The organism is Olegusella sp., assembly GCF_057238325.1.
Genome location: NZ_DBHHGF010000001.1, coordinates 226,697 through 251,436 on the forward strand (window position 1 = coordinate 226,697; position 24,740 = coordinate 251,436).

Genomic DNA, 24,740 nt, shown 5'->3' on the forward strand with positions numbered 1-24,740 from the left:
CGCTTGAACGTTGTCCGTATTCTCTCAAAGCGTGCAGGACGCCTTGCTACCTTTTTGACGGTTGTGAGCCTTGTGGTTCTTGTAGATCAGTCAACAAAGGCAGCGGTGCGTTTTGTTGCGCCGCTGGGCTCTCCTGCTCGCCCGCTCATCCCGGGCTTGTTGGACCTGTGGCACGTAGAGAATACGGGCGCTGCTTTTAGCATTGGCCAAGGTGCGAGTTTACTGTTTATCATTTTTGCATTGGCAGTTTTGATTGGCTCTGCTTGGTGGGTCATGTGTGAGCGTCTACCGTTGCGCCTTGTTGTCAGTGTTGCTAGCGTTGCAGGTGGGGGAGTCGGCAATATGGTTGACCGTCTTTCGACGGGCTCTGTTACCGATTTTTTGTCGCTGCGCTTTATTGATTTTCCCGTCTTTAATGTCGCGGATATCTGTGTGACGCTCGGTGTGATTGTGGCGTTTATCCTCTATATCACTTGGGACGGTCAAAGGACTAATACGAACTTTAAAGAGGACGTTGACGTTGCAGATACTGCAACGGAGTCTCATGAGGAAGTGGTTAAGTCGGATTCGAGGCAGGGCAATGCCTGAGAACTCCAGTTTTAACTCTTCTTTACATGAACTGCTTGTGGGTCCCGATGCTGATGGTAGTAGGCTTGATGCATATATAGCTTCTTGTCCTGGCATGCCTTCGCGTAGTGCGTCAGCAAAGCTCATCGAATCTGCAAAAGTGCATATCAACGGTACGCTGGCAGACTCAAAAAGTGAGGCTGTAAGACTGGGTGACAGGATTAGTATAGAGTTGCCTGTTTTGGAACCTGTTTCGAGAACCCTTGTTGCTAATCCAGAGATTCCTCTAGACATTCGTTTTGAGGATGAGTATCTCATAGTGCTTTCAAAGCAAGCAGATCTTGTCTGCCATCCAGCACCTGGACACTATGATGATACATTGGCAAATGCATTGGTGGCACATTGTGGCTACGAGCATTTAGGTTTGCTTCAAGGAGACGATAGGCCCGGTATTGTCCATCGACTTGATCGCGATACCTCGGGCTTGATGGTTGCAGCTAAAGATGATGCAAGTCAAAAAGCACTGCAGGATTTGATACGCTTGCGTGTACTTGACAGGCGCTATGTAACTTTGGTTTATGGTCCTGTTGCCTTAGATGAAGGACAGGTGACCACAGGTATTGCTCGTAGTCACCGCGATCGTTTGCGTATGTGTGTGAGCACGGATCCTGACGCTCGTGAGGCAATTACAACTTTTCGCGTGCTTGAACGATTTGAAGCAGGGTTGCGCGATGAAGGATACACTCTGCTTGAGTGTCATCTTTATACAGGCCGTACACATCAAATCCGCGTGCATATGCGTCATATAGGTCACTCTGTAATAGGAGACCCACTTTATGGACGTGGAGACCTAAGACAAAATCTTGGTCTTACCCGCCAATTTTTACATTCGTGGCATATCGCCTTTGACCATCCTGTGACGGGGAAGTCCATTGTTATGGCAGATACGCTGCCTGAAGATCTCCGCGATATACTAGAAAAGTTAGAATCACGTTCTATGGATCGAACTGTGGAAGGTCAGCGTATTGTTCCGCAGTTGCTTGGACAGCGTGTATAAGGGATGCCAAAGGGAACAGATCCCATATTCTTGCAAGGGGGCAAGGGGTGCAGTTTACGCTTAATTTCAATAACTTAACGCCAATTGTTATCTTTAATGCCCTGATTGCAATTTTCTTTACAGTTGCTTATCTGTATCAATTTGTATATATGATCATGGCTCTCATCAGGGGTACCGTCCGTCTGCCCAAGGCAAAAAAGCTGCATCGTTATGCTTTTTTTATTGCAGCACACAATGAAGAGCCGGTTATCGGGAATCTTGTTCGCTCAATCCTTGCACAGGATTATCCAAGTGAACTCATTGATGTTTTTGTTGTTTGTGATGCTTGTACCGATAATACTCACGAAGAAGCAGAGCGTGCAGGCGCTATTGTTTGGGATCGCCATGACCTTGCTCGTAAGGGCAAAAGTTGGGTTATGGATTATGGCTTTAATCGCATTCTCAATGAATATGGCGATCGCTACGAGGCTTTTTTCATCTTTGATGCCGATAATATCGTTTCACCAGACTATGTACGCCTCATGAATGATGCGTATGATGCAGGCTATCTGGTGTGCACGAGTTACCGTAATTCTAAGAACTTTGATTCTAGCTGGGTGAGCGCTTCGTATGCTATTTGGTTTATTCGTGAAGCGCGCTTTCTTAATAATCCGCGCATGATGGCCCATACCAGCGCCGCTATTTCTGGTTCGGGCTGGATGGTGGCCTCCTCCGTTATTCGAGGCATGCATGGTTGGGATTTCCACACTTTGACCGAAGATATTCAATTCTCAACCTTCTGTTGTGCCAATGGCATCCAAATTGGATATGTGCCTGCAGAATTTTTTGACGAGCAACCCATTACTTTTCAGGCATCATGGATTCAACGCCTCCGCTGGACCAAGGGTATTTATCAGGTATTTTTCTCATATGGACGGGATTTATTCCGTGGCATTGCGCGAGGACGTTTTTCTTCCTATGACATGTTGATGGTGCTGGCTCCCGCTTCGATATTGACGATTCTTTCAGTCTTTGTGAATGGTACCTATCTCATCGTGGGCGCCTTAAGTCATGGGTTTGTGGCGACAGAAGCAGAGCTTAGTATGTGCATGGGTTCATTGGTTGCCGTGTTCGAGTCGGGCTATACGCTTTTCTTTATGATGGCGTTGCTTACCGTAATAGTTGAGCGCTCGCATATTCATGCGCGTAATATCTGGCGCATTGCGTGGGGTGTCATAATGTTTCCGATTTTTATGGCGAGCTACATTCCCATTGCAGTGGTAGCTCTCTTTAAGAAGGTCGAGTGGGTACCCACTAAGCATGATATTGCGGTTGACTTCAACCAAGTGGTTGGAAGTACTCAAGATGCTGCCCATGGTTCGGATTAAATTTTCTAACTAACTATGTATAGTAAGCATTTTGCGAGTCGTGGAACTGTGGGTATTTATCGTTTGCAAGTGCATTACAATACCGCCAACGGATTAGTTTCATCGGTAAAAGGTAGAAAGAGGAGCACAAAGCATGGCAACTTTTTTTGAGGGTGTATCGCATACCTTTTCTGAGTACCTCTTGGTACCGGGTTACTCGTCTTGTGAGAATGTGCCCGATAGGGTAAGCCTCAAAACTCCTCTTGTTAAGTATCGTCGTGGTGAAGAGTCAGCTATCTCTATGAATATCCCTATGACCTCTGCCATTATGCAGTCAGTCTCGGGTACTCGTCTTGCCGTGGCTTTGGCTCAGCAGGGTGGCGTCTCCTTTATTTATGGATCTCAGACCGCAGAGTCTGAGGCGGCTATGGTGCGTGAGGTCAAGGAATACAAGGCGGGTTTTGTTATTTCTGATTCTACGCTGCTATCTGATATGACCTTGCAAGATGTTATGGATATGCGCGAGCAGACTGGTCACTCCACCATGCCTGTTACCGACGACGGTACCGCTCACGGTTACCTGTTAGGTATTGTCACCTCTCGTGATTATCGTCCCTCTCGTGATTCTCGCGACATGCTGGTGCGCGATTTCATGACCCCTCGCGAGCGCGTTATCGTTGGTGATGAGAACACCACACTCAAGACTGCCAACGATATCATCTGGGATAACAAGCTCAATCAACTGCCCATTGTTGATGCGGATGGTCATCTTATTGCGCTTGTATTCCGTAAGGACTACGACTCTCATAAGGGCAATCCTGCCGAGCTACTTGATTCGCAGAAGCGCTACATCGTGGGTGCTGGTATCAATACGCGCGATTATGCCGAGCGGGTGCCCCTGTTAGTAGATGCCGGTGCTGATGTACTTTGCATTGATTCTTCGGAAGGTTTTTCTGAGTGGCAAAAGATCACGCTTGAGTGGGTACGTGAGCACTACGGAGACAGCGTCAGGGTGGGCGCTGGCAACGTTGTTGATGGTGAGGGCTTCCGCTTCCTCGCAGATGCTGGTGCAGATTTCATCAAGGTTGGCATCGGTGGAGGTTCCATTTGCATCACGCGTGAGCAAAAGGGTATTGGACGTGGTCAAGCATCTGCTTTGATTGATGTCTGTCGTGCCCGTGACGAATACTTCAAGGAGACGGGTGTCTATATTCCTGTTTGCTCTGATGGCGGCATTGTCTATGACTATCACATGACTCTGGCTCTCGCTATGGGTGCAGATTTCTTAATGTTAGGCCGCTACTTTGCTCGCTTTGATGAGAGTCCCACGCGCCGCGTGAATGTCAATGGGTCTTATATGAAGGAATATTGGGGCGAGGGTTCTGCTCGTGCACGCAATTGGGCTCGCTATGACCTAGGTGGTAATAAAAAGAACTTATCTTTTGTCGAAGGCGTTGACTCCTATGTGCCCTATGCGGGTCCGCTCAAGGAAAATGTTGATAATTCGTTACTCAAGGTTCGCTCAACGATGTGCAATTGCGGTGCTCTGACCTTGGAGGAACTGCGCGATAAAGCAAAGATTACGCTAGTCTCTGCCACCTCTTTGGTTGAGGGTGGCGCTCACGACGTTGTGCTCAAGGATGCAAACAAGGAAAACGTGAACTTCCGTTCCTAAGTTTTTATTTGTTGCATGATTTGACTTTATTGACGGGGCGTCTGGCGTTGTTTGGTACCCAGGCGTCCCGTTTGGTTATACTTTTTGACTGCATAATGCAGCTGTTGAGAGGATTTACATGGCTGAAGAGAACAACGAGGGCACAATCCCTGTCTATGAAGCTCAGGCGATAGAAGAAAAGTGGCAAAAGGCTTGGGAAGAAACTAGTCTCTATAAGACTGATGAAGATCCTGCTAAACCCAAAAAATATGTACTCGAAATGTTTCCTTACCCTTCGGGTGATTTGCATATGGGTCATGCGCGCAATTACACCATTGGTGATGCTATGGCTCGCCAAGCGCGCATGAGGGGCTATGATGTGCTGCATCCCATGGGTTTTGATGCCTTTGGTTTGCCGGCAGAAAATGCAGCTATCAAGCATCATACTCAGGCTGGTAAGTGGACCCACCAAAACATCATTCAAGCAGTCAAAACTATGAAGCGCATGGGTTTTGCGTATGACTATGACCGCATGTTTAACACCTGCGACCCTGAGTATTATCGCTGGGGCCAGTGGATGTTTATCAAGATGTGGGAAAAGGGTTTGGCTTATCGTGCCACCTCTCCAGTTAACTGGTGTCCTCATTGCCAGACTGTTTTGGCAAACGAGCAGGTTGTGGATGGTCGTTGCTGGCGTTGTGGTAGCGTGCCCGAAAAGCACGAACTCTCTCAGTGGTATCTCAAGATTACCGACTATGCCCAAGAGCTTCTTGATGATATTGATAAACTTGAGGGTTGGCCTGACAATGTGCGCGCTCAGCAGAAAAACTGGATTGGTCGTTCTGAAGGTGCAGAAATTGACTTTGAGTTGGTAGATGTCGATGGAAGCACACCTACTGGCCGCAAACTGACCTGCTTTACCACGCGTGCTGACACGCTCTTTGGTGTGTCTTTCCTTGTACTTCCCCCCGAGTCAGCAGTTGCAGCCGAGCTTGTTGAAGGCACCGAGTATGAAGAGGCCTTCCTTGAGCTCAAACATGCTACCGAGAAGGTTTCTAGCGTTGATCGCCAGGGTTCTGCTCGAGAGAAAAATGGTGTATTTACGGGTCGTTATGCCATCAATCCCATTAATGGCCGCCTGACTCCTATTTGGGTTGCCGACTATGTTTTGATGGATTATGGTACGGGTGTTGTCATGGGTGTTCCTTGTGGTGACCAGCGTGACTTTGACTTTGCCAAGAAGTACGGCTTGGAAATTGCACCTATCATTTGCACCAAAGATGACCCTCTGTATGAAGAGCTCAAAGATGAACGTGAGTTGCGTGTGCGCTCCGTTGATTGGGAGCATGCAATGGATGCTGAGGGCTACCTTGTACAGTCTGGTGAGTTTACTGGTCTTTTGGGTGGTAAGCACTCCGAGGCAGTAAATGCTATTGTGTCATGGCTTTCTGAGCATGGTGTAGGGCGCGAGACGGTCCAGTTCCGTTTGCGTGACTGGCTTATTAGTCGTCAGCGTTATTGGGGCAATCCCATTCCCATGATTCACTGTGACTGCTGTGGTGATGTACCTGTGCCTGAGGAAGATCTGCCTGTAATGCTTCCTGAAGATTTGGATCTTGGCGCTGGTCAGACACTTGCTGAATATGCACCCTTCTATGAAACCACCTGTCCTAAGTGTGGACGTCCTGCTCGTCGCATTACCGACACTATGGATACCTTTACTTGTTCAAGTTGGTACTACCTGCGCTATTGTGATCCTCATAACGATGCGCTGCCTTTCTCCAAGGAAAGCGTTGACCGTTGGATGCCAGTTGATAACTACGTTGGCGGTATCGAGCATGCGATTTTGCACTTGCTGTACTCGCGTTTTTGGACCAAGGTTCTCCGTGATTTGGGCATGATTGATGTCGATGAGCCTTTTACCAACCTACTTTGCCAAGGTATGGTTAAAGACGAGCATGGCGATGTTATGAGCAAATCCAAGGGCAATGTTGTGCCCCCCAACTCAGTTATTGAGCCTTATGGTGCTGATACCATGCGTCTCGCTATCCTTTTTATTGCTCCTCCCGAAAAGGATTTTGACTGGGATCCCAAGGCAGTTGAGGGTGCAAATCGCTTCCTCAAGCGTGCATGGCGCATTGTCTGGCAGCTTTCTGACAAGGCTGCATGTACGGCTGGTGAGCTTAGCAGTAACGCAAAGACACTCATGCACGAACTTCATCGTTTGGGTCTTAGGTGTACAGCAGACTTTGACCGCCAGCAGTTTAATACGGCGATTTCTTCAATCATGGAGCTGGTAAACGCTGCAAGTAAGTATCTGCTTGATGAACCCGAAGGCGCTCGAAACTTAGAGCTCTGTCAGCGTGTGGCTCATGATATTGTGGCTATGATGGCGCCTATTGCTCCGCATTGGGCAGAAGAGCTTTATCACGAGGCTTTAGGACTTGAGGGATCTGCTTACAATGAGCCTTGGCCTGAGTTTGATGAGACTTTGGCGGTGAGCGATACCGTAGAGATTGCAGTTCAAATTATGGGCAAAGTGCGTGGACATATTTTGGTGGCTACCAATGCAAGTCGTGAGGATATGGAAGTAGCTGCAAAGGAAGCTCTTGCCGAGCAGCTCGCGGGCAAACAGATACGCAAGGTTGTTGTTGTGCCTGGGCGTCTTGTAAATATCGTTGCTTCATAAGCAACATATGGCCAACTTGGTACCCCTGCAGCTCAGAGCACTGCAGGGGTGCTTACATATAAAAGAGGGAAGTAGGGCCTCGTGCAAACTGAAGATGTACAAATGCAGTCTCAAACGCAGCACAGCCATAGCTTTATAGTAGGTCTCGGCAGCATGGTTGTCATATTACTTATCTGTTATGTCGCCGCATGCTTTTATTTCAATACTCATTTTGTACCAGGGACAACAGTTAATGGTAGAGATGTGTCGTTGTTGAGTACAAGCGATTTCGCTACTCAGGTCGAAAATGAAGCAAAGAATTGGTCTTGTAAGGTACAGAGCAAAGGTGGTTTTTTGCTTGAACTGTCAGGTGCGGATCTTAAACTTGCAGCTGATGGCCTCAGAGTATCTAAGGCAGCGTTTTCCCAACGCACAGCCTATACTTGGCCACTTGACCTCATGCATCCTCAGGCAATTGTGACTGATGACTCTATTAGCTATGACGAAGAAGCGCTCAAGGCGTGTGTCAGTTCTGCCATTGATAGCTTCAATAAAAAGGCAGAAGCGCCCACCAATGCGTCGGCAGGCTATGACATGGACAAACACGCTTTTGTTGTGTCTGCCGATTCCAAAGGTACAGCGCTTGATAGCACAAAGTCTTTTGAGCGTATTAAAGTTGCCCTTAACTCATTGTCATCTGAGCTTGAGCTAGGGGAAGACGAGCTGCTAGCACCTTCCATTACCTCTGATAACAAAGAATTGCTTGCCTCCTGCAATGTTGCAAATAAGCTCTTGGAGCAAAGCTTCCCGCTTGTAAAGGGCGACAAAATACTTGCCAAAATTGGAAAAAAGCAAATTGCAAGCTGGATTTCTATCGATAGCAAAAACAAAATCAACTATGACCGTGCTGCGATTGATAAGTGGAATGTCGAAAACATTGGTGACGAAGCATCGTTTGAAGATGATGAAGGCATCTATGCGCTTGATCAAAAGGCCATGGTAGATGCGATTGTTTCTGCTTTTGATAAGGGCAAGGCAACAAAGATTGAGGTGCCCACTACAACCATCGCGACCAAACCTGCGGTAACCCCTGGTGCCTCAAAGCGTGGTCGCCACCTAGATATCAATCTTACAACCCAGTACGCTCGCTTCTACAATGCTTCGGGCAAGGTTATATGGGAGACATACATTGTTTCTGGTGACCTTGCAACTAGCCATGGTACGCCTACAGGTGAATTTGCAATACAGGCAAAGCAGCGCAATCAGACCCTGATTGGTGATGATGAAGATAAAGATGGCAAGCCTGATTACAAAACTTTTGTAAGTTATTGGATGCCATTCCGTTCGGGTGGGTATGGTTTGCATGATGCGCCATGGCGTGCATATTTTGGCGGAGATATATATCAGTATGCTGGTAGCCATGGTTGTCTCAATCTGCCACCTGCCAAGGCAGAAGCTCTTTATAACATGGCGGTGATTGGGGATCCTGTAGTGGTACATTGGTAGCTTGTGTGTATTGTCTATAAGGTTTGACCTGCGCGTTCGTTTGTGTTTTAATGAAAAAACTTAAAGTTGTACGGTAGAAGGAAGTGGGGTGGATTTTTCGCCCCGCTTCCTTTTGTTTGAAGGAGGGGAGTCGTTCGTGGCTGTTCAGGATATGAGACAACAGATCCTTAATGCCCTTGAGGCGTTAGCGCCGAGCCATGACATTGATATTGTCGATGTCGAGATTACTGGTGCCAAGGTAGCTCCTGTTGTGCGTGTGCGTATAGATCATGCTGATGAGGATGCTCCTACCGTAACTCTTGATGAGGTAGCCGAGCAGACTGCATGGATTGGTGAAGAGCTCGATGCTTTAGATCCTCTGTCTTCAAGCTATACCCTTGAGGTTTCTTCTCCTGGTATGGCTCGCCCTCTGCGTCGTGCCCATGACTTTGAGCGCTTTGCAGGTGAGGATGTGCAGGTGACAACAACTGCTACTGAGGGCAGACGCCGCTTTAGTGGCAAGCTTTTGGGGATGGATGGCGATGAAGTGGTTATCGTCTCCGATGAGGGCGAACAGCGCATTGCACTTGCAGATATTAAATCTGCTCATATCAAGCCTGACTATGATGCAGGTAAAGGCAAAAAGAAGTAGGAGATACGAGCACTTTTTAAAGTGATTGATAGGAATAGAAATGGGCGCACGCCGTCCTTGAGGAAAGGGAGAAACATAGATGGCATCTGAGATGATGGAAGCGCTTATGGCGCTTTGTGAAGAGCGTCATATCGACCAGCTGTACCTTATTGGTAGGCTTGAGAAGTCACTGGCAGAAAGCTACGCCAATGTGCTGCACCTTGATTATGGTGCACGCGTTACGATTGACCCTCAGACGGGCAAGGTTTATGTCTATAAGCTTATTCCAAAGGGTGAGCCCGATCCCGAAACGGGCGAATATACTGAATTTGACGAAGAGGATGTGACTCCCAAAGACACCAGCCGTATTGCTGCCCAGCATGCCAAAGCTGAGATCAATGCTATGGTGCGCAATGCTGCCCGCGAGCAGATTTACGAAGAGTTTTCGGATCGTATCGGCGATATCATCACAGGTACCGTCCTTCAGACCACGCCCGACTTTACTATCGTTAAGATTCGCGAGGGTGTTGAGGCTGAGCTGCCACACTTTGATTTGCGCACGCATCCTGATGAGCGCAACGAGCGCCCTGCTGGTGAGCGTTATATGCACAATAAGCGTATTAAGGCGATTATCGTTGATGTGCGCGATCCCAACTCCAGCGAGCCTCCCGTGCGTGGCGAGCGTTCACGTCCTAGTATCGTGATTTCCCGTACTCATCCTGACCTCATCAAGCGCCTTTTTGAGATTGAAGTTCCTGAGGTCTACGATGGAATCGTTGAGGTTCGCTCTATTGCTCGTGATCCTGGCGTAAGGTCCAAAGTCGCTGTTTCTTCTGTAGACGATCGCCTTGATCCCGTTGGCGCTTGTGTTGGTCCTAAGGGTAGTCGTGTGCGTACCGTTGTCTCTGAGCTTAGCGGTGAGCGTGTCGATGTTGTTGCTTGGTCTGATGACCCTGCTCGCTGTATCGCTGCAGCACTTTCTCCTGCACGTGTAAGCCGCGTGATTATTGACCACGAAAATGCTAATAACTACGCCACCGTTATCGTCCCCGATGACCAGCTTTCTTTGGCTATTGGCAAGGAAGGCCAGAATGCTCGTCTTGCTGCACGATTGACGGGTTATCATATCGACATTAAAAACGAATCTTTGGCAGCTCAGGTACTCGAGTCTCTGCCTGTTCGTGACGAGTTGGTTGACGAAGAGATGGAAGATGGCTCACATCGTTGCGAGTACGTAGGTCCTACGGGTATTCAGTGTCGCAACATGGCACGTCCCGGCGCACGTTACTGCGGTATCCACGAAAGCCTTGCGGAAATTATGGATGCCCCTGTTTCCGATGACCCTGATTCTTTGATTTAAGTTGACGGCTTTTTGATAGGTCCGCAACTTTCACTGGAAGGTAGTGCACATGGCAAAAACGCGCGTACATGATCTTGCCAAGGAATATGGCATGACCAGCAAAGAAATGCTGGGTCACTTAAAAGATATGCTCATCCCTGCAAAGTCTCCGTCTTCGACGCTTGAGGACGCCTACGTATCGATGGTGCGCAAAAAGCTCAAGCCCATCCTAGAGGCTCGTGCTGCAGAGATTGAAGCTCAAAAGAAGGCTGAAGCTGAGGCAAAGGCAGCGGCTGAAGCAGAGGCTGCTGCCAAGGCAGAGGCCGAACGTATTGCTGCTGAGGAGCGTCGCGAGCGCGAGCGTCGTGAGGAAGAAGAGCGTCGCGCTGCAGCAGAAGCTGCTCGCAAGAAGGCAGAAGAAGAAAAGGCTGCTGAAGAAGCACGCCGCAAGGCGGAAGAAGAGGCTGCTCGTCCCAAGGATACAGCTCCCAAGTCTATGCCGACTTTTAGCAGTTTGCTCGACCAGATTGCCCAACAGGAGCAGGTTTTGGCGCAGCAAGCTGAGGAGGCGGCTCAGCGCAAGGAAGAAGCGCGTGCTGCCCGTGATGGTGGACGCTCTAGGCGCTCTGCTGCTCCTCAACAAGATCCTCGAGCCAATATTGATAGAGACGATGATGAGAAGCCCAAGAGCTCTGGTCGGGGCCGTCGCAAAAATAAGCGTAATAGTGTTGAAAACGACTCCGATGACCGCTATAGCCGTATGGCTCGTCAGGCCGAAGAGTACAACCGTGAGCATGTTCTTGAGGAAGCTCGTCAGGCGGTAGCTGAGGCAGCTGAAGAGTCACAGGGCCGTCGTAAGCGTCGCAAGGAACGTCGTCGTCAGCAGCAGGCCGAAGCCGAGCGCGAGCATCGTATTGAAGAGGCGCGCCTAAACGATCAAGATCTCTCTCAGCTGGATACCATTTCTGTACCTCAGGGTGCAACGGTGGCACAGCTTGCTGAACTCATCGGTGTTGAGCCTAACGAGATTATTAAGCGTCTCTTCTTGCTTGGTACTGCTTTAACGATGACTCAGTCAATGTCTGATGATCTTATTGAGCTTGTTGCTGAGGACCTTGGTGCTGATATCAAGATCATGACTAAGGAAGAAGAAAATAGCTTCACCTTCTATGATGATCCCGCTTCGCTCAAACCCCGCTCGCCAGTTGTTACCGTTATGGGTCACGTCGACCATGGTAAGACTAGCCTGCTTGATGCTATCCGCCATACTGGTGTTGCCGAGGGCGAAGCTGGCGGTATTACCCAGGCTATTGGTGCATCACAAGTGCGCATCAACGGTCGCGTGATTACTTTTATCGACACCCCTGGTCATGCGACTTTTACCGCAATGCGTGCTCGTGGTGCAAAAGTTACCGACGTTGTTATTTTGATTGTCGCTGCTGATGATGGTGTTATGCCTCAGACCATTGAGTCTATTAATCACGCAAAGGCTGCAGGTGTACCTATTGTTGTTGCTGTCAATAAGGTCGATAAGCCTGGTGCCGATCCCCAACGTGTTCGTCAGGAACTTACTGAATACGGTTTGATTCCTGAGGAGTGGGGTGGTCAGACTATCTTCTGCGATATTTCTGCAAAGAAGAATCAGGGTATCGACAATCTGCTTGAGTCCGTATTGCTTGAGGCTGATGTTTTGGAGCTTAAGGCTAATCCTGATACCTTTGCATCTGGTTATGTTCTTGAAGCAAAGCTTGACCGTGGTCGTGGATCTGTTGCAACAGTGTTGGTCAACCGTGGTACCTTACGCGTGGGTGATGCTCTTGTTGCAGGCACTGCTTATGGTCGCGTTCGTGCCATGCTCAACCCCAAGGGCAAGAGTGTCAAGGAAGCAGGACCTTCCGATCCTGTAGAGATTTTGGGTCTGCAAAGTGTGCCTATGGCAGGCGATGAGTTCCGTGTCTTTACGGATGATCGTGATGCGCGTGCGCTTGCTGATGAACGTGCTCTCAAAGCTCGTATCGAAGAACAAAATAAGGTCAAGCATGTTACCCTTGAAAACCTCTTCGACACGATGGCGGATGCCGAGGTTAAGGAGCTCAACCTCATCATCAAGGCAGATGTCCAAGGCTCTATCGAGGCTCTTCAAGACTCGCTGGACAAGATGGACCAGAGCGAAGTGCGTATCAATACCATTCACTCCGCTGTTGGTGCCATCAATGAAACCGATGTCACTTTGGCAGATGCTTCCAATGCAATCATCATTGGTTTTGGCGTTAGGCCCGAGGCAAAGGCGCGTATTGCAGCCGAGCAGGCAGGCGTTGAAATTCGTACTTACAGCGTCATCTACAAGGCAATTGAAGAGATAGATGCCGCTCGTATTGGTATGCTCAGACCTACCGAGCAGGAAGTCCAAACGGGTATCGCTGAGGTTCGTAGCACCTTTAAGGTACCTAAGGTTGGTATTGCCGCAGGCTGTATGGTTGAAGAAGGCGAGATTTCAAGCGATGACTCTGCCCGTCTTGTGCGTGATAGTGTTGTGGTTTGGGAAGGCTCGCTTGCATCCCTACGTCGCTTCAAAGATGATGTCAAATCGGTCAAGGCAGGTTATGAATGTGGCATCGGTCTTGGTGGCTATCAGGATATTCACGTAGGCGATATTATTGAATGTTATCGCGTCGAGCAGGTTGCCCGTACCGAGTAATAGTTTGTAGACCCTAGTCGCGGCAGGGGAGAAGCTCTCCTGCCGCACTACGGAGATGAGAACAATGAAACAAAATCATAATTCTCGCAGGATTAATGCCCAAGCTCGCGAAAAGCTCGCTCAAATTCTGCTCTTTGAAATTTCCGATCCCGCTCTCATGCTAGTAACGCTTACTGGTGTTGAGGTGTCTGTTGATAAGTCTGTGCTCCGCGCATATATTAGTTGTGAGTCCGAGCGCTATGAAGAAGTTTCTGCTGCTCTTGACCGTGCTCGTGGTCGAGTACGTTCGCTTTTAGGACGTGGTCTTGGTTGGCGCGTGACGCCTGAGATTATTTGGCAAATTGATACTACCGTTGATGAAGCAGAACGCATCGAACGTGCACTCCAAGATGTTCCTCCTACAATGGAAATTGAGAAAGACGACGAGGGTTATCCCGTTGATCACTCGGCTGAGGAGGCCTAGTTTTCGCAATGGATGTTTCTCATTCCTTAGAGGTAAGCCCTGAGCAGACTGCTCTGTTTGGACGGCTAACTCAACTTATTGAAGAAGCTCAAGAGATTGTTATTTGTGCACATACCAATCCCGATGGCGATGCGCTGGGATCAACTTTGGGTCTGCTCAAGCTCCTTCAGTGGCGTTGGCCATCCAAGCAAATTACCGGCTTACTTGCTGATCCCAAGCCCATACCTCGCATTTATGAGTTTTTGCCAAGTAGTGAGAGTTTGGTGTGCGCAGCCGACTTTCAGGGGACTCCCGATCTCTTTATCTCGGTAGATCTCTCGGTTTCGTCACGTATGAATGATGGCGAGGCAGTACTTAGACGTTCACGACACTCTGCCATTATCGATCATCACCCCTGCAGCGATCCTTTTGGTGAGGTATCGCTTATCCGTAGCGATGCTGCGGCTGCTGCGGTGCTTATTTTGGAGTATGCACTCTATTTAGGAATGCCGCTCGATGCCGAGATTAGCCTTTGTTTGCTCTGCGCCATCATTACAGACACGGGACGTTTTCAGTATCAAAATACCAATTCGGAAGCGCTTGCTGCGACGGCGCTTTTGGTGGATGCAGGTGCATCTCCTTCTGAGGTATCCCTCAATGTCTACCAAAATTTCCGTCTTGAATTTTTACATCTCAAAGCAGCAGTAATGTCGCGTATTGTGACTTTTGCGCATGGTCGCATTGCATATAGCTATGCCACTAAAGCTGATCTTGAGCGTACAGGTGCCAATCTTGATGAGGCTGATGGGCTCGTAGATGTCGTGCGTTCGGTTTCTGGTTCGGAGGTAGCGCTTTTTCTCAAAGAAGTGCCCGGCGGTCAAGTACGTGGCAACCTACGTTCCAAGACCGACCTTGATATTTCAGGGGTTGCGCGTTCTTTTGGTGGCGGCGGTCATGCTGCTGCTTCGGGCTTTTCTTATGATGGCGATATTGACGAGGTGCTTTCCCTAGCTTTGCCACGCCTGCGCGCACTTTTCCCCGATGATGTTGCCTATGGAGGTACCACTTCATTTCCCCGTATCAATGTCGCGGGAGATGGGGGTGCGCTGCTTTGAGACGAAAGTCGAGTGGACTTTGTTGCCTTGTTGCCATAGATAAACCTCTTGGTTTGTCGAGTCATGATGTGGTTTCTCGTGTCCGCCGTGTTTTAGGCGAGACGCGGGTAGGGCATGCGGGCACACTTGACCCGCTTGCCAGTGGTGTGCTTGTGTTGGGGATAGGTCAGGCAACAAGGTTGATGGGCCTGCTAACACTCGATGAAAAATGCTATGAGGCTCGTATTAGCTTTGGTTGTGAGACCAAAACTGATGATGCAGAAGGCGAAATCACACGTAGTGTCGAGCCCGATGCACGGCTTTTTGATACTGACTTTGCGCGCCAAACTCTTTCAGATTTGGTGGGAGATTGCCTGCAGGTGCCGCCTGCTTATTCTGCTATTTCGGTTGATGGCAAACGTGCCTATGCGCGTGCGCGTGCAGGCGAAAAAGTTGAACTTGCTCCTCGGCATATCCATATTTATGAAGCAGAGCTTCTGTCAATTGAAAACGAGGATAACCAGCCTGTCTGGTGCTGTCGCCTCCGCGTTTCGAAGGGGAGTTATATTCGTGCCCTAGCTCGTGATTTAGGACGTAGCTTGGAGAGTGCTGCTCATCTCAGTGGATTGATACGCACTGCATCAGGACCTATCTCCCTTAAGGACTGCGTATCTTTGGACGAGCTTTCTTTCCAGGGTAAAGAACTTTTATCAGCTAAAGAGCTCGATCCCGCGCGTACTCTTGGGCTGCCCGTGCGTCTTCTTGAGCAAGCCGAGCTTGAAGATATCGCCTGTGGTAGAAAGATTCCTGCAGGTCTTGTACTTGATCTTGGCGAGGGTGCAGCACAAAATGGTCTGCGTGCACCAAAGTTTTCCGAACGCGTCTCTCTTGTGTGGAAAAACAAACTTTATGGTGTCTGGGAGTGCCGTGGCACTTATTTGCTTTGTGATACCAACTTTCCTTTAGGTGTGACAGGGGTACGTGCATGAGCGAGCAAAGTCCCCAGATTGCGCTTGAAGGCATGAGGCGTTACGACTTTGCAAAAGCTTGTCTGTATCTGCACTCAGAGCTGAACTATAAGCCAGAGATTGAAGCTGTCTGCGTACTGGGTGTCTTTGATGGAGTACATCGTGGGCATCAGAGTTTAATTAGGGCCGCTTGCCAAGATGCCCATCGACGTGGACTGCCCTGTATTGTGGTGAGCTTTTGTCCTGATCCCGCTGATGTAGTTTTTGAACCTCAGCCCTTAAGCCATCTTCTTCGTCAAGACGACCGTCTTGCTTTGCTTGCGTCTTGTGGTGTCGAGGGTATTTTATGCTTGGACTTTACTTTTGAGCTAGCAGCTACCAGCTGGAGAGACTTTCTATCTTGTACACTCTGGGCGTATCTGCGTCCCCGTAGTCTTCATGTAGGTCAAAATTTCCGTTTTGGTCAGGGAGGACAGGGTGGCATTCCTGAACTCAAACTACTTGCTGCTGAGCTTAACTTTGGGCTTTTTGATCATGAATTAATGCAGATCGCAGATGTTGTGGTATCAGCAACGCATATTCGTGAGCTGCTGCGCCAAGGACAAGTTGAACAAGCTGGCAACCTGTTAGGTCGTCAACACTTTGTGCGTGGGGTCGTGCAGCATGGGCGTGGGGAAGGCAATTCTTTTGGTTTTCCTACAGCAAACGTTCAGTTAGATCGTATGGATTGCGTGCCTGCGCAGGGTGTATATGCGGGTTGGGTTTTAATGGGTAGTTCTGCTTGGCCAGCTGCTATCAATGTGGGTCTGCCACCAAGTTTTAGCGATATGGATGCTCCCTCATTTTTGGAAGCCAATCTTGTTGGCTTCAATGGTGATTTGTATGGAGCGAACCTCGCGGTAAGTTTTGCTTCTTGGCTACGCGCTTCGCGTAAGTTTGATTCCCTTGATGAGCTTGAGCGAACTGTGTTGGGCAATATTGACTGGGTCAAGAATCACTTGGGCACCAAGCGTATTGAGTTGGGACGCGGGGGTATCTATAGCCTTAAGGTGCTTGAGCGCAAACTGTGGAGGGGAGGGCCGCATGATTAGTGATGAGGATAAAGAGCGAGTGCGTCAGGCCACTGACTTTGTTAGCTTGGTGTCTGAGACCGTTGAGTTGCATCGCCGTGGCAAAGACCTCTGGGGTTGTTGTCCTTTTCACCATGAGAAGAGCCCTTCTTTTCATATAGACCCAGCAACGGGACTGTGGAAATGTTTTGGTTGCCAACGTGGTGGTGATGTTTTTAACTACGTTATGGAACGTGAACATCTGGAGTTTCCCGATGCAATTCGTTTTTTGGCAGATCGTGCTGGGATAGAGCTTGTTGAGGAGCGTGGAGCGCATCGAGGACCAAAGCGCAATAGGCTTCAGCAGGCCCTCGGCGAAGCCGAAAAGCTCTACTCGACTATGTTGATGCGTGGCAGGGGAGCAGGTCCCGAGTCTGCTCGAAAATACCTTGCTAGTCGTGGTTTTGGTTCTGCAGTATGTCGTCGCTGGGGTCTAGGTTTTGCTCCTGGTCATGGCGCCTTGACATCAACGCTGACTCAAAAGGGCTTTTCTCGAGATGAGCTTTTAGCTGCAGACTTGGTAGTCGATCGCAATGGTCGTACTCAAGATCGTTTTTATGAGCGCGTGATGTTTCCCATTCACGATGAGCAAGGTCGCTCTATTGGTTTTGGCGGGCGTGTTTTGGGTGATGCCAAGCCAAAATATCTCAATACCAAAGAAACCCCTGTCTTTCACAAATCAAAGCATCTTTTTGGCCTAGATCATGCCAAGACGCAAATTACAGCTACGGGTATAGCGCTCGTGGTTGAGGGTTATACTGATGTTATTTCCCTGCATGAGCATGGTTTTTCCAATGCAGTAGCAGCGCTGGGAACCGCACTTTCGCTTGACCACATAAAGATGCTCTCGCGTTTTAGGGCGCAGCGTATCATCTGTATGTTTGATGGCGATGCAGCAGGTCAAAAAGCAGCAGAGCTTTCTGTTCAGTATGTGGACAAGACAGATGCAGAGATGCTTTGTGTGATTCTTCCAAACAACCAAGATCCGATGGAATTTCTCTCTACACATGAGCCTTCGGAGCTTCAGGCACAGCTTGATGGAGCACGACCTCTGGTTGAGTTTGTGCTTGAGAAGAAGCTTTCAGGTTTTGATTTGGGTATTCCTGGACAACGGGCAGGAGCTTTGGATGCAGCTGCCCAGGTGCTTGCACCTCTTAAGGATTCTGTGAGCTTTGATGGTTATGCGACCAATCTAGCTCATCAGCTAGATATGGATGTAGATGCTACCAAGCAGGTTATACGCGAAAAAGCGCACAATATTGCTGCCCGTGAAGCAAAACTTCGCCAAGAATATGGGGCTTATCAAACAGCTCATGAGTCCACAGCGCCTGCACTGGAGTCACCTGTTGCAGAGACAGCTGCGTATCAAAGCGTAGATAAGCTCCTTTCGCATGATGCGCGGGGTCAGTTGGCAGCCGAGCGTGAACTATTGGCATTAATGGCAAATTCCCCCGAGGCTGTGCGCCCTTATGCTGAGCGATTAGGATCGGTGCTCTGGGCGGACTCTCGCCATGAGACGATGGTCTGGGCGATGTTGGCAATGGTTGTTGGTACTTCTCCTGCCGAGTTGGTGCATGCAGCTTCTGTAGCGGTTCCTGAGGCTCCGCAGATTCTTGCTGGTGGTGGTTTGGCGCTGGCACAGGGGATGGATGCAGATCATAAGGCAGCTTTTTTGGCTGATGTGCTTGAGCTCTATTCCACTCGTCGTGAAATCAAGGCGATTCAGGCTCAGCTTAATAGTCGTGAGGACAAAAACTTACCTGAATTATTGGGTCGTGCGGTGGAATTGCGTAAACGAGAACACGAACTTAATCAAATTATTCCTACAGAGGTATAAGACTCTCAAAAACGGGTATTATCCTCTAGGTTCATGGCGTTGAAAGGACACATGTGGCAACGAAAAAGACTGATGCTCAGACCGCAAAACTTACTCCTGAGCTTGCTTCTGTAGTGACGAAGCTTGTTAAGAAAGCAGGCAAGGCGGGTACCATTAGCGAAGATGATATCCAAGTAGCTCTTGTGGATGTCGATGTTGATGATGATGAACTGACTGATGTCTATGATGTCGTACGTGCTAAAGGTGTCACAATTTCTGGTTCGGGAGATATCCCTGATGTGGCCGCTGTTGTACTTGAGCCCGATGTCGAAGACGATATCGATGATACCGTTGACGAAGATGATGAGGACGACGAGGGTCTTGACGAGGAAGAAAAAGAAGAGCGCGAGGCTCGTGCAGAAGCTCGCGTAGCCAATGAGGTTCTTCGCTCTACTCCTAAAAATCACACCCGCAAGCGTTCTAGCCGTGCTCGTTCTCGCCGTCAGGATGGTTCCACAGTGATGCTGACGGGCGATCCTGTGCGCATGTATCTTAAGGAAATTGGTAAGGTTGATTTGCTTACTGCTTCCGAAGAGGTACACCTTGCAATGAAAATTCAGGCAGGTAATGAGGCTGCGGAGCGTCTTGAGGCTGCGGAGCGTGGCGATGCAGAGCTAACTCGTACTGAGCTGCGTCGTTTGACCCGCATTGAGCAGGTAGGCCTTGATGCGAAACAGCAGCTGATTTCTGCAAACCTTCGTCTAACTGTCTCTATCGCCAAGCGCTATGTTGGCCGCGGTATGCTCTTCTTGGATCTAATTCAGGAAGGCAACCTTGGTTTGATTCGTGCGGTTGAGAAGTTTGACTACACCAAGGGCTTTAAGTTCTCCACCTATGCTACGTGGTGGATTCGCCAAGCAATTACCCGCGCCATTGCCGACCAGGCGCGCACCATCCGCATCCCAGTTCATATGGTTGAGACTATCAATAAACTTGTGCGTGTACAGAGGCAGCTTTTGCAGGAATTTGGTCGCGATCCAACCCCCGAGGAGGTTGGTGCCGAGATGGGCATGGCTGCTGATCGTGTGCGTGAGATTCAAAAAATTAGCCAGGAGCCTGTCTCTCTCGAGACACCTATTGGCGAAGAAGAGGATTCTCAATTAGGTGATTTCATTGAGGATTCTACGGCCGTTGCTCCTCCTGAAGCTGCGTCTGATTCTATGCTTCGCGAGCAGCTCGAACAGGTACTTGATGGACTTGCTGATCGTGAGCGCAAGGTTATTAAATTCCGTTTTGGCCTAGAAGATGGTCACCCTCGCACTCTTGAGGAAGTTGGTCGCGAATTTGGCGTTACACGTGAGCGCATTCGTCAGATTGAGTCCAAGACCCTGGCAAAACTGCGTCATCCTAGTCGCTCTAGTAAGCTCAAAGACTTCATGGAAGAGTAGCTTTACTTTTTCCATAGCATTGCAATCAGCCTGGCAGCCCTGCTAGGCTGATTTTTCTTTCTTTCATTTCTTACAGATGATTTACCTTTCTCGTTGTCTTCCATTTAATGCAGGCGGTTCAAAACCGTACCAAGTACGCGAGAAAAGCCCTGATAAAAATTGCCGCGAGGGTGCATTTTGAACCCGATGCATGACATTTATGGCAGGCGGTTCAAAAGCGTACCAAACGGCTCAAGAAAGTGCAGGTAAATTTTCTTCCGAGGGTGCATTTTGAACCCTCTGCAAGAAAAAGGGTGCATTGTGAACCGCTTGCAAGCTGAAGGGCGCTTCTTGAACCCGACGCATGGCATTTATTGCAAACGGTTCAAAACCGTACCAAGTGTGTGGAGAAACCGCTGGTAAAAATTGTTGCAAGGGTGCTTATTGAACCCGATGTGGGCAAAAGGATGCATATTGAACCGCCTGCGAGTAAAAGGGCACGTTGCGAACCGTTACAGTGGGGAACTATGTGCTGGACACACTTGGACATCTTTAAAGAAAAGAACCCGTGCGAATTCAATCGAACGGGTTCTCATGAGTTTCAATGGCTCCCCGGGCAGGATTCGAACCTGCGACACGCTGATTAACAGTCAGCTGCGCTACCACTGCGCCACCGGGGAATATCAGCAAGAAAGTATTATACACACATCCAACTATCGTGCAAGTGAAAAAGAAAAAATTAAAGTCGCACTTTGGGGATAGCTACCATGCGGGTAAAGATATGAGCTGCTTCAAGGATTCTACCTGCGGCGATAGTCTCTCTAGAGTCGGGATATGGATTATATGCATAGGCAACTTCCGAGACACCCACCTGAGCGAGCTCTTTACAACATTCATTGCAGGGGAAATGTGTGACATAAATTGTTGAACCCTTAAGTTCGCGCATGGAACCGCGGAAATTTAGTACTGCGTTGCGTTCGGCGTGGACAACATAGGGATATTTAGTCTCGAGCCAGTCTCCATCACGGCGCCAAGGAAAGACTGAATCGTCAATCCCGCGCGGTGTGCCATTATAACCAATAGACAAAATGCGACGGTCTTTACTTACAATACAGGCGCCGACCCGCGTATGAGGATCTTTTGATCTCAATGCCGACAGCGCTGCAACACCCATAAAATACTCGTCCCACTCCAAAACGTTCTTTCCTTGATCCACGTTTACCTCTTTCAATAAGCCTTCTGCCAGCAGAAAAGCTTGAATGCCACAAGTAAGTTAACATCTGAATTCTACAGGCATAACGACGAAAGGGGTAGCACATGTTCTGCTCTAACTGCGGGAAGCAGGTTGGAGGCGATGAGCGGTTTTGTCCTCATTGTGGAAAGCCCTTAGCTTCCTCTTCGGCTCAGAAAAAGCAGCAAAAAGTAAGTAATACAACCCTTAGGATTCTTGTTGCTGTTGCTGGTGTTGTAGTCGTTTTGCTTGTTGCCATTGTGGCGATGAAGTTTGGCTTGCCAAAAAAGACAAATCCTGCAGCTATATCTACTACTCCTGCAGCGACCGTTACCGTGTCAGGGAAGAAGATCAAGGGTCTACAGCGACCCACACTTATTTCCTCTCTTGATAAGGAAGCTGCTGCAAAAGCAGCACCTGCACTTTCGAGTTATCGCAAAGAAGGCAGTTCAGATACTTCAGCAGGTGTTAAACCCGATATCAAGAGTTATAGCGTAGAAGATGGTCTTTCAAACGTTACAAATGCTAACGATATTATGATGTCTGACGCCGTGAAGCCCTTGTTGGCAAAAAATGGCTTTGCGATTGCTGAAGATACGGCCGGGTATGAGTTTTTTGAAACCTACGAGATGAACCGGTATTCATTGATCCCCAACTTTGTTACTACAGATTCAATGATGCATAGCTACCATCTCTACTTCAGCTACCTGCTCAAAACCTGTGAGCGTGAGCAGCTTTCAGCAAAACTGCGCGATATGAGTGAAGTTATGCTTCGTGAGAGTCAAGATCAGCTTGGCAAACTGACTGATGATGAGTGGCAAAATGCCGCTTGGCGTAATGTGGCGTTTTTCTCAGTTGCCTGCAAGCTGTGCGGCTCTGATGTGCCTATTCCTGAGGCAGTGGAATCTGCTGTTGACAGGGAAGTTGCTCAAATTATGGCAGCGAGTGGCGTGGGAAGCTCGACCATTTTGTCTGAAGGTACAAAAGACGGAGTGGATCTAGATTACAGTCAGTTTAAACCTCGCGGTTACTACGAAGGCGACACCACTCTAGAGGCGTATTTTCGCACGATGATGTGGTATGGACAGGTTAATTTCACTCAGAACGAAGAGACGCTCGACCGAAGCGCTTTGCTTATCACGATGGCACTTAATGGCGATGCACTGTCTAGTTGGGAAGCAATCTATACCATCACGAGTTTTTTTGCAGGTGCCAGTGATGATAACGGCTATTACGAGTACTGGCCTGTTATCCAGGCGGTTTATGGTGATGATGCCACAGTAGAGAGCCTAAACAATGCTGAGGATAAGTGGAAGATTTTCCATGAGGCAACAGCTCAAATGCAGGCTCCCAAAATCAACTCTGTGGTAGTAGCTGATAGTGGTGAAGGCGCAGATCACAGTTCAGAAACCCTCGGTTTTCGCTTTATGGGTCAGCGATTCTCACTGGATGAGCGAATTTTTAGTCAGCTGCTCTATAGCCGCGTAGGTAAAAACTCTGCGGGAGAAAAACGCATGCTTCCAAATGCCCTTGATGTACCTTCTGTCTTGGGATCTATGGAAGCCCAGGCGATTTTGCATGAAGCGGGTGCTGATGATTTTGCCAAATATAGCGACAATCGTGAGAGTCTGCGTAAGGAAATTGCTCAAAACGGTGACGCGCTTTGGACGGGTAGCCTATATGCACAGTGGCTCTATACCCTCAATCCACTACTGACAGCGAAAGGTGAGGGGTATCCTGCTTTTATGCAGTCCAAGGAGTGGGAACGCAAGAACTTGCAGACCTATTTGGCGAGTTATACCGAGCTCAAGCACGATACAGTTTTGTATTCAAAGCAGGCTATGGCCGAGATGGGTGGCGGTCCTCTTGAGGAGCTTGATGATCGCGGTTATGTGGAACCTGAGCCCGAACTTTATGGTCGGCTTTCTCGTTTAACCCAAGGAACAATGGAAGGTCTTTCGCATTATGGCGTGTTGTCCAGCACAGATGCCGACGGACTCAAAACGTTGGCTGAGCTGGCAAGCAAACTCGAGACAATCTCCAAAAAAGAACTTGCCAACGAAAAGCTTAGTGATGAGGAATATGAGCTTATTCGTAGCTATGGTGGTCAGCTTGAACATCTTTGGGATTTGACGGCAGATACTGACAATCAGTCTTGGACTAAGGCTGCAGAGTGTCCTGCTGCTGTGGTTACCGATATAGCGACTGACCCAAATGGCTCTGTATTGCAGGTGGGTACAGGCATTCTTTCAAAGATATATGTTGTGTTTCCTATTGATGGTGAGCTTCATATAGCCGTTGGTGTGGTATCGAGCTTTTATCAATTCGAGCAACCTATGGCTTCTCGTCTGACTGACTCTGAATGGCGTAGCATGCTAGGTATCGGTACGTATCAAGATGCAAATTCTACTGCCATGCCTGAAAAGCCAGCATGGACTAAAAGCTTTAGTTGTGGGATACGCTAGTGCACAGACAGGTATTGACACAAGCAGAGCCTTCTTTTATGAAGGCTCTGCTTCAAAATAAGAATAGACGGTGGGGGAGAGTCTTTGGCATCTTGATGGTGTCTGCTGTAGTGGTTGTAATCATTTTTTGGCTATGGACACGGGGGTGCTTTCTACCCGCTTGGATCAGCTGGCAAGAGTGCGAGCAGAATCTTGATCTTGATAAAAATGGAACAGTAGAGACACTCATACTCCGTCAGCGTCAGCTGAAGATAAGCAATGATACTACATTGCTTTACCAAACGGATGCCAGCTGGTTTGTTTCTGATGTGTTGGTAGGCGATATCAATCATGACGGTAATCAAGAAATTATTTGTCTGTTGTGGAAGCGGGGAAGTTTTGGCAATTCCCGTCCTTTTTGGATCAAGCAAGACGATATACATTTTTCCCAGCACATCTTTATTTGGACTACGCAAGAAGGTCATATCCAACCTATTTGGCAGTCTTCTGCCATTGATTTTGAGATTGCTTTGATATCACTGAATGATAAGCAGCAAGTTTGTTGCACAACAGCTGATGGAAAAAAGTCCTGCTGGGCATGGCTTTCTTGGGGACTTGTGCGTATTGAAACGGAAGATGCATAGTCTGTCTTGCAGAAGATAAATAGTTTGTCTATTTGTGACACACACGTTTTGTAAGACCTGCTACACTGGAGCACGACCTTTAAGCGCGGTACGAGATGCCCGCAAGGTGTTAATTTTATA

The 24,740-nt window shown here is 48.6% G+C and carries 18 protein-coding genes and 1 tRNA gene; 17 read left to right on the forward strand and 2 right to left on the reverse strand.

Translation table 11 applies throughout. The annotated features are described in order from the left end of the window. Positions 1 to 3 precede the first annotated feature (3 nt). The 15 genes from lspA (at position 4) to rpoD (ending at position 20,322) form a co-directional block, all read left to right on the forward strand. Complete coding sequence (lspA, locus tag ACO5JD_RS01000; RefSeq protein ID WP_021626102.1) at positions 4 to 588, forward strand: signal peptidase II; 585 nt, start codon at positions 4 to 6, stop codon at positions 586 to 588. Continuing rightward, positions 581 to 1,624, forward strand: coding sequence for an RluA family pseudouridine synthase (locus ACO5JD_RS01005; protein WP_484987035.1), 1,044 nt, complete (start codon positions 581 to 583; stop codon positions 1,622 to 1,624). Before lspA ends, ACO5JD_RS01005 begins: the two co-directional genes overlap by 8 nt. A 47-nt stretch (positions 1,625 to 1,671) precedes the next feature. Beyond that, the gene (locus ACO5JD_RS01010; protein ID WP_021626104.1) at positions 1,672 to 2,991 is read left to right on the forward strand and encodes a glycosyltransferase family 2 protein; all 1,320 of its coding nucleotides are present in this window, start codon (positions 1,672 to 1,674) and stop codon (positions 2,989 to 2,991) included. A 133-nt stretch (positions 2,992 to 3,124) separates the two neighbouring features. Beyond that, positions 3,125 to 4,645: an IMP dehydrogenase gene (locus ACO5JD_RS01015; protein WP_484987037.1), complete on the forward strand. Its 1,521-nt coding sequence runs from the start codon at positions 3,125 to 3,127 to the stop codon at positions 4,643 to 4,645. A gap of 118 nt (positions 4,646 to 4,763) precedes the next feature. After that, positions 4,764 to 7,313 (forward strand): leucine--tRNA ligase, encoded by a 2,550-nt coding sequence (gene leuS / locus ACO5JD_RS01020; RefSeq protein WP_484987039.1) that lies wholly within the window; start codon positions 4,764 to 4,766, stop codon positions 7,311 to 7,313. 153 nt (positions 7,314 to 7,466) lie between these two features. Further along, positions 7,467 to 8,798 carry a L,D-transpeptidase gene (locus tag ACO5JD_RS01025; protein ID WP_484987041.1) on the forward strand — a complete coding sequence of 444 codons (1,332 nt, stop codon included), beginning with the start codon at positions 7,467 to 7,469 and terminating at the stop codon, positions 8,796 to 8,798. A gap of 151 nt (positions 8,799 to 8,949) precedes the next feature. Continuing rightward, entirely contained in the window at positions 8,950 to 9,429 is a 480-nt protein-coding gene (locus ACO5JD_RS01030; protein WP_198009728.1) for a ribosome maturation factor RimP, read from the forward strand. Between the two features lie 79 nt (positions 9,430 to 9,508). Continuing rightward, positions 9,509 to 10,768, forward strand: a complete 1,260-nt coding sequence (gene nusA / locus ACO5JD_RS01035; RefSeq protein WP_484987043.1) for a transcription termination factor NusA — start codon at positions 9,509 to 9,511, stop codon at positions 10,766 to 10,768. A 49-nt stretch (positions 10,769 to 10,817) separates the two neighbouring features. After that, positions 10,818 to 13,445, forward strand: a complete 2,628-nt coding sequence (gene infB, locus ACO5JD_RS01040) for a translation initiation factor IF-2 (RefSeq protein ID WP_484987045.1) — start codon at positions 10,818 to 10,820, stop codon at positions 13,443 to 13,445. Positions 13,446 to 13,509: 64 nt separating this feature from the next. Then, on the forward strand, positions 13,510 to 13,908 hold the full coding sequence (gene rbfA, locus ACO5JD_RS01045; RefSeq protein WP_021626111.1) for a 30S ribosome-binding factor RbfA: 399 nt from the start codon (positions 13,510 to 13,512) through the stop codon (positions 13,906 to 13,908). An 8-nt stretch (positions 13,909 to 13,916) separates the two neighbouring features. Beyond that, positions 13,917 to 15,002 (forward strand): DHH family phosphoesterase, encoded by a 1,086-nt coding sequence (locus ACO5JD_RS01050; RefSeq protein WP_021626112.1) that lies wholly within the window; start codon positions 13,917 to 13,919, stop codon positions 15,000 to 15,002. After that, positions 14,999 to 15,970 carry a tRNA pseudouridine(55) synthase TruB gene (gene truB / locus ACO5JD_RS01055; RefSeq protein ID WP_035438516.1) on the forward strand — a complete coding sequence of 324 codons (972 nt, stop codon included), beginning with the start codon at positions 14,999 to 15,001 and terminating at the stop codon, positions 15,968 to 15,970. Before ACO5JD_RS01050 ends, truB begins: the two co-directional genes overlap by 4 nt. Then, the gene (ribF, locus tag ACO5JD_RS01060; protein WP_021626114.1) at positions 15,967 to 17,040 is read left to right on the forward strand and encodes a riboflavin biosynthesis protein RibF; all 1,074 of its coding nucleotides are present in this window, start codon (positions 15,967 to 15,969) and stop codon (positions 17,038 to 17,040) included. Before truB ends, ribF begins: the two co-directional genes overlap by 4 nt. Continuing rightward, entirely contained in the window at positions 17,033 to 18,895 is a 1,863-nt protein-coding gene (gene dnaG / locus ACO5JD_RS01065) for a DNA primase (RefSeq protein ID WP_484987047.1), read from the forward strand. Before ribF ends, dnaG begins: the two co-directional genes overlap by 8 nt. 53 nt (positions 18,896 to 18,948) lie before the next feature. Further along, positions 18,949 to 20,322: an RNA polymerase sigma factor RpoD gene (rpoD, locus tag ACO5JD_RS01070; RefSeq protein WP_484987049.1), complete on the forward strand. Its 1,374-nt coding sequence runs from the start codon at positions 18,949 to 18,951 to the stop codon at positions 20,320 to 20,322. A 584-nt stretch (positions 20,323 to 20,906) separates the two neighbouring features. On the opposite strand, the gene ACO5JD_RS01075 is transcribed toward rpoD, so the two are convergent. Next, positions 20,907 to 20,981: transfer RNA gene (locus ACO5JD_RS01075), tRNA-Asn, on the reverse strand. 59 nt (positions 20,982 to 21,040) lie between these two features. Then, a complete protein-coding gene (locus tag ACO5JD_RS01080; protein ID WP_035438517.1) occupies positions 21,041 to 21,517 on the reverse strand; it encodes a deoxycytidylate deaminase in 477 nt (158 codons plus the stop codon). Positions 21,518 to 21,618: 101 nt separating this feature from the next. Between ACO5JD_RS01080 and ACO5JD_RS01085 the strand changes: the two genes are divergently transcribed. Together ACO5JD_RS01085 and ACO5JD_RS01090 are read left to right on the forward strand one after the other, a co-directional pair. Continuing rightward, positions 21,619 to 23,997, forward strand: coding sequence for a DUF3160 domain-containing protein (locus tag ACO5JD_RS01085; RefSeq protein ID WP_484987051.1), 2,379 nt, complete (start codon positions 21,619 to 21,621; stop codon positions 23,995 to 23,997). Between the two features lie 38 nt (positions 23,998 to 24,035). Beyond that, entirely contained in the window at positions 24,036 to 24,620 is a 585-nt protein-coding gene (locus tag ACO5JD_RS01090; RefSeq protein WP_484987053.1) for a hypothetical protein, read from the forward strand. Positions 24,621 to 24,740: the final 120 nt, after the last annotated feature.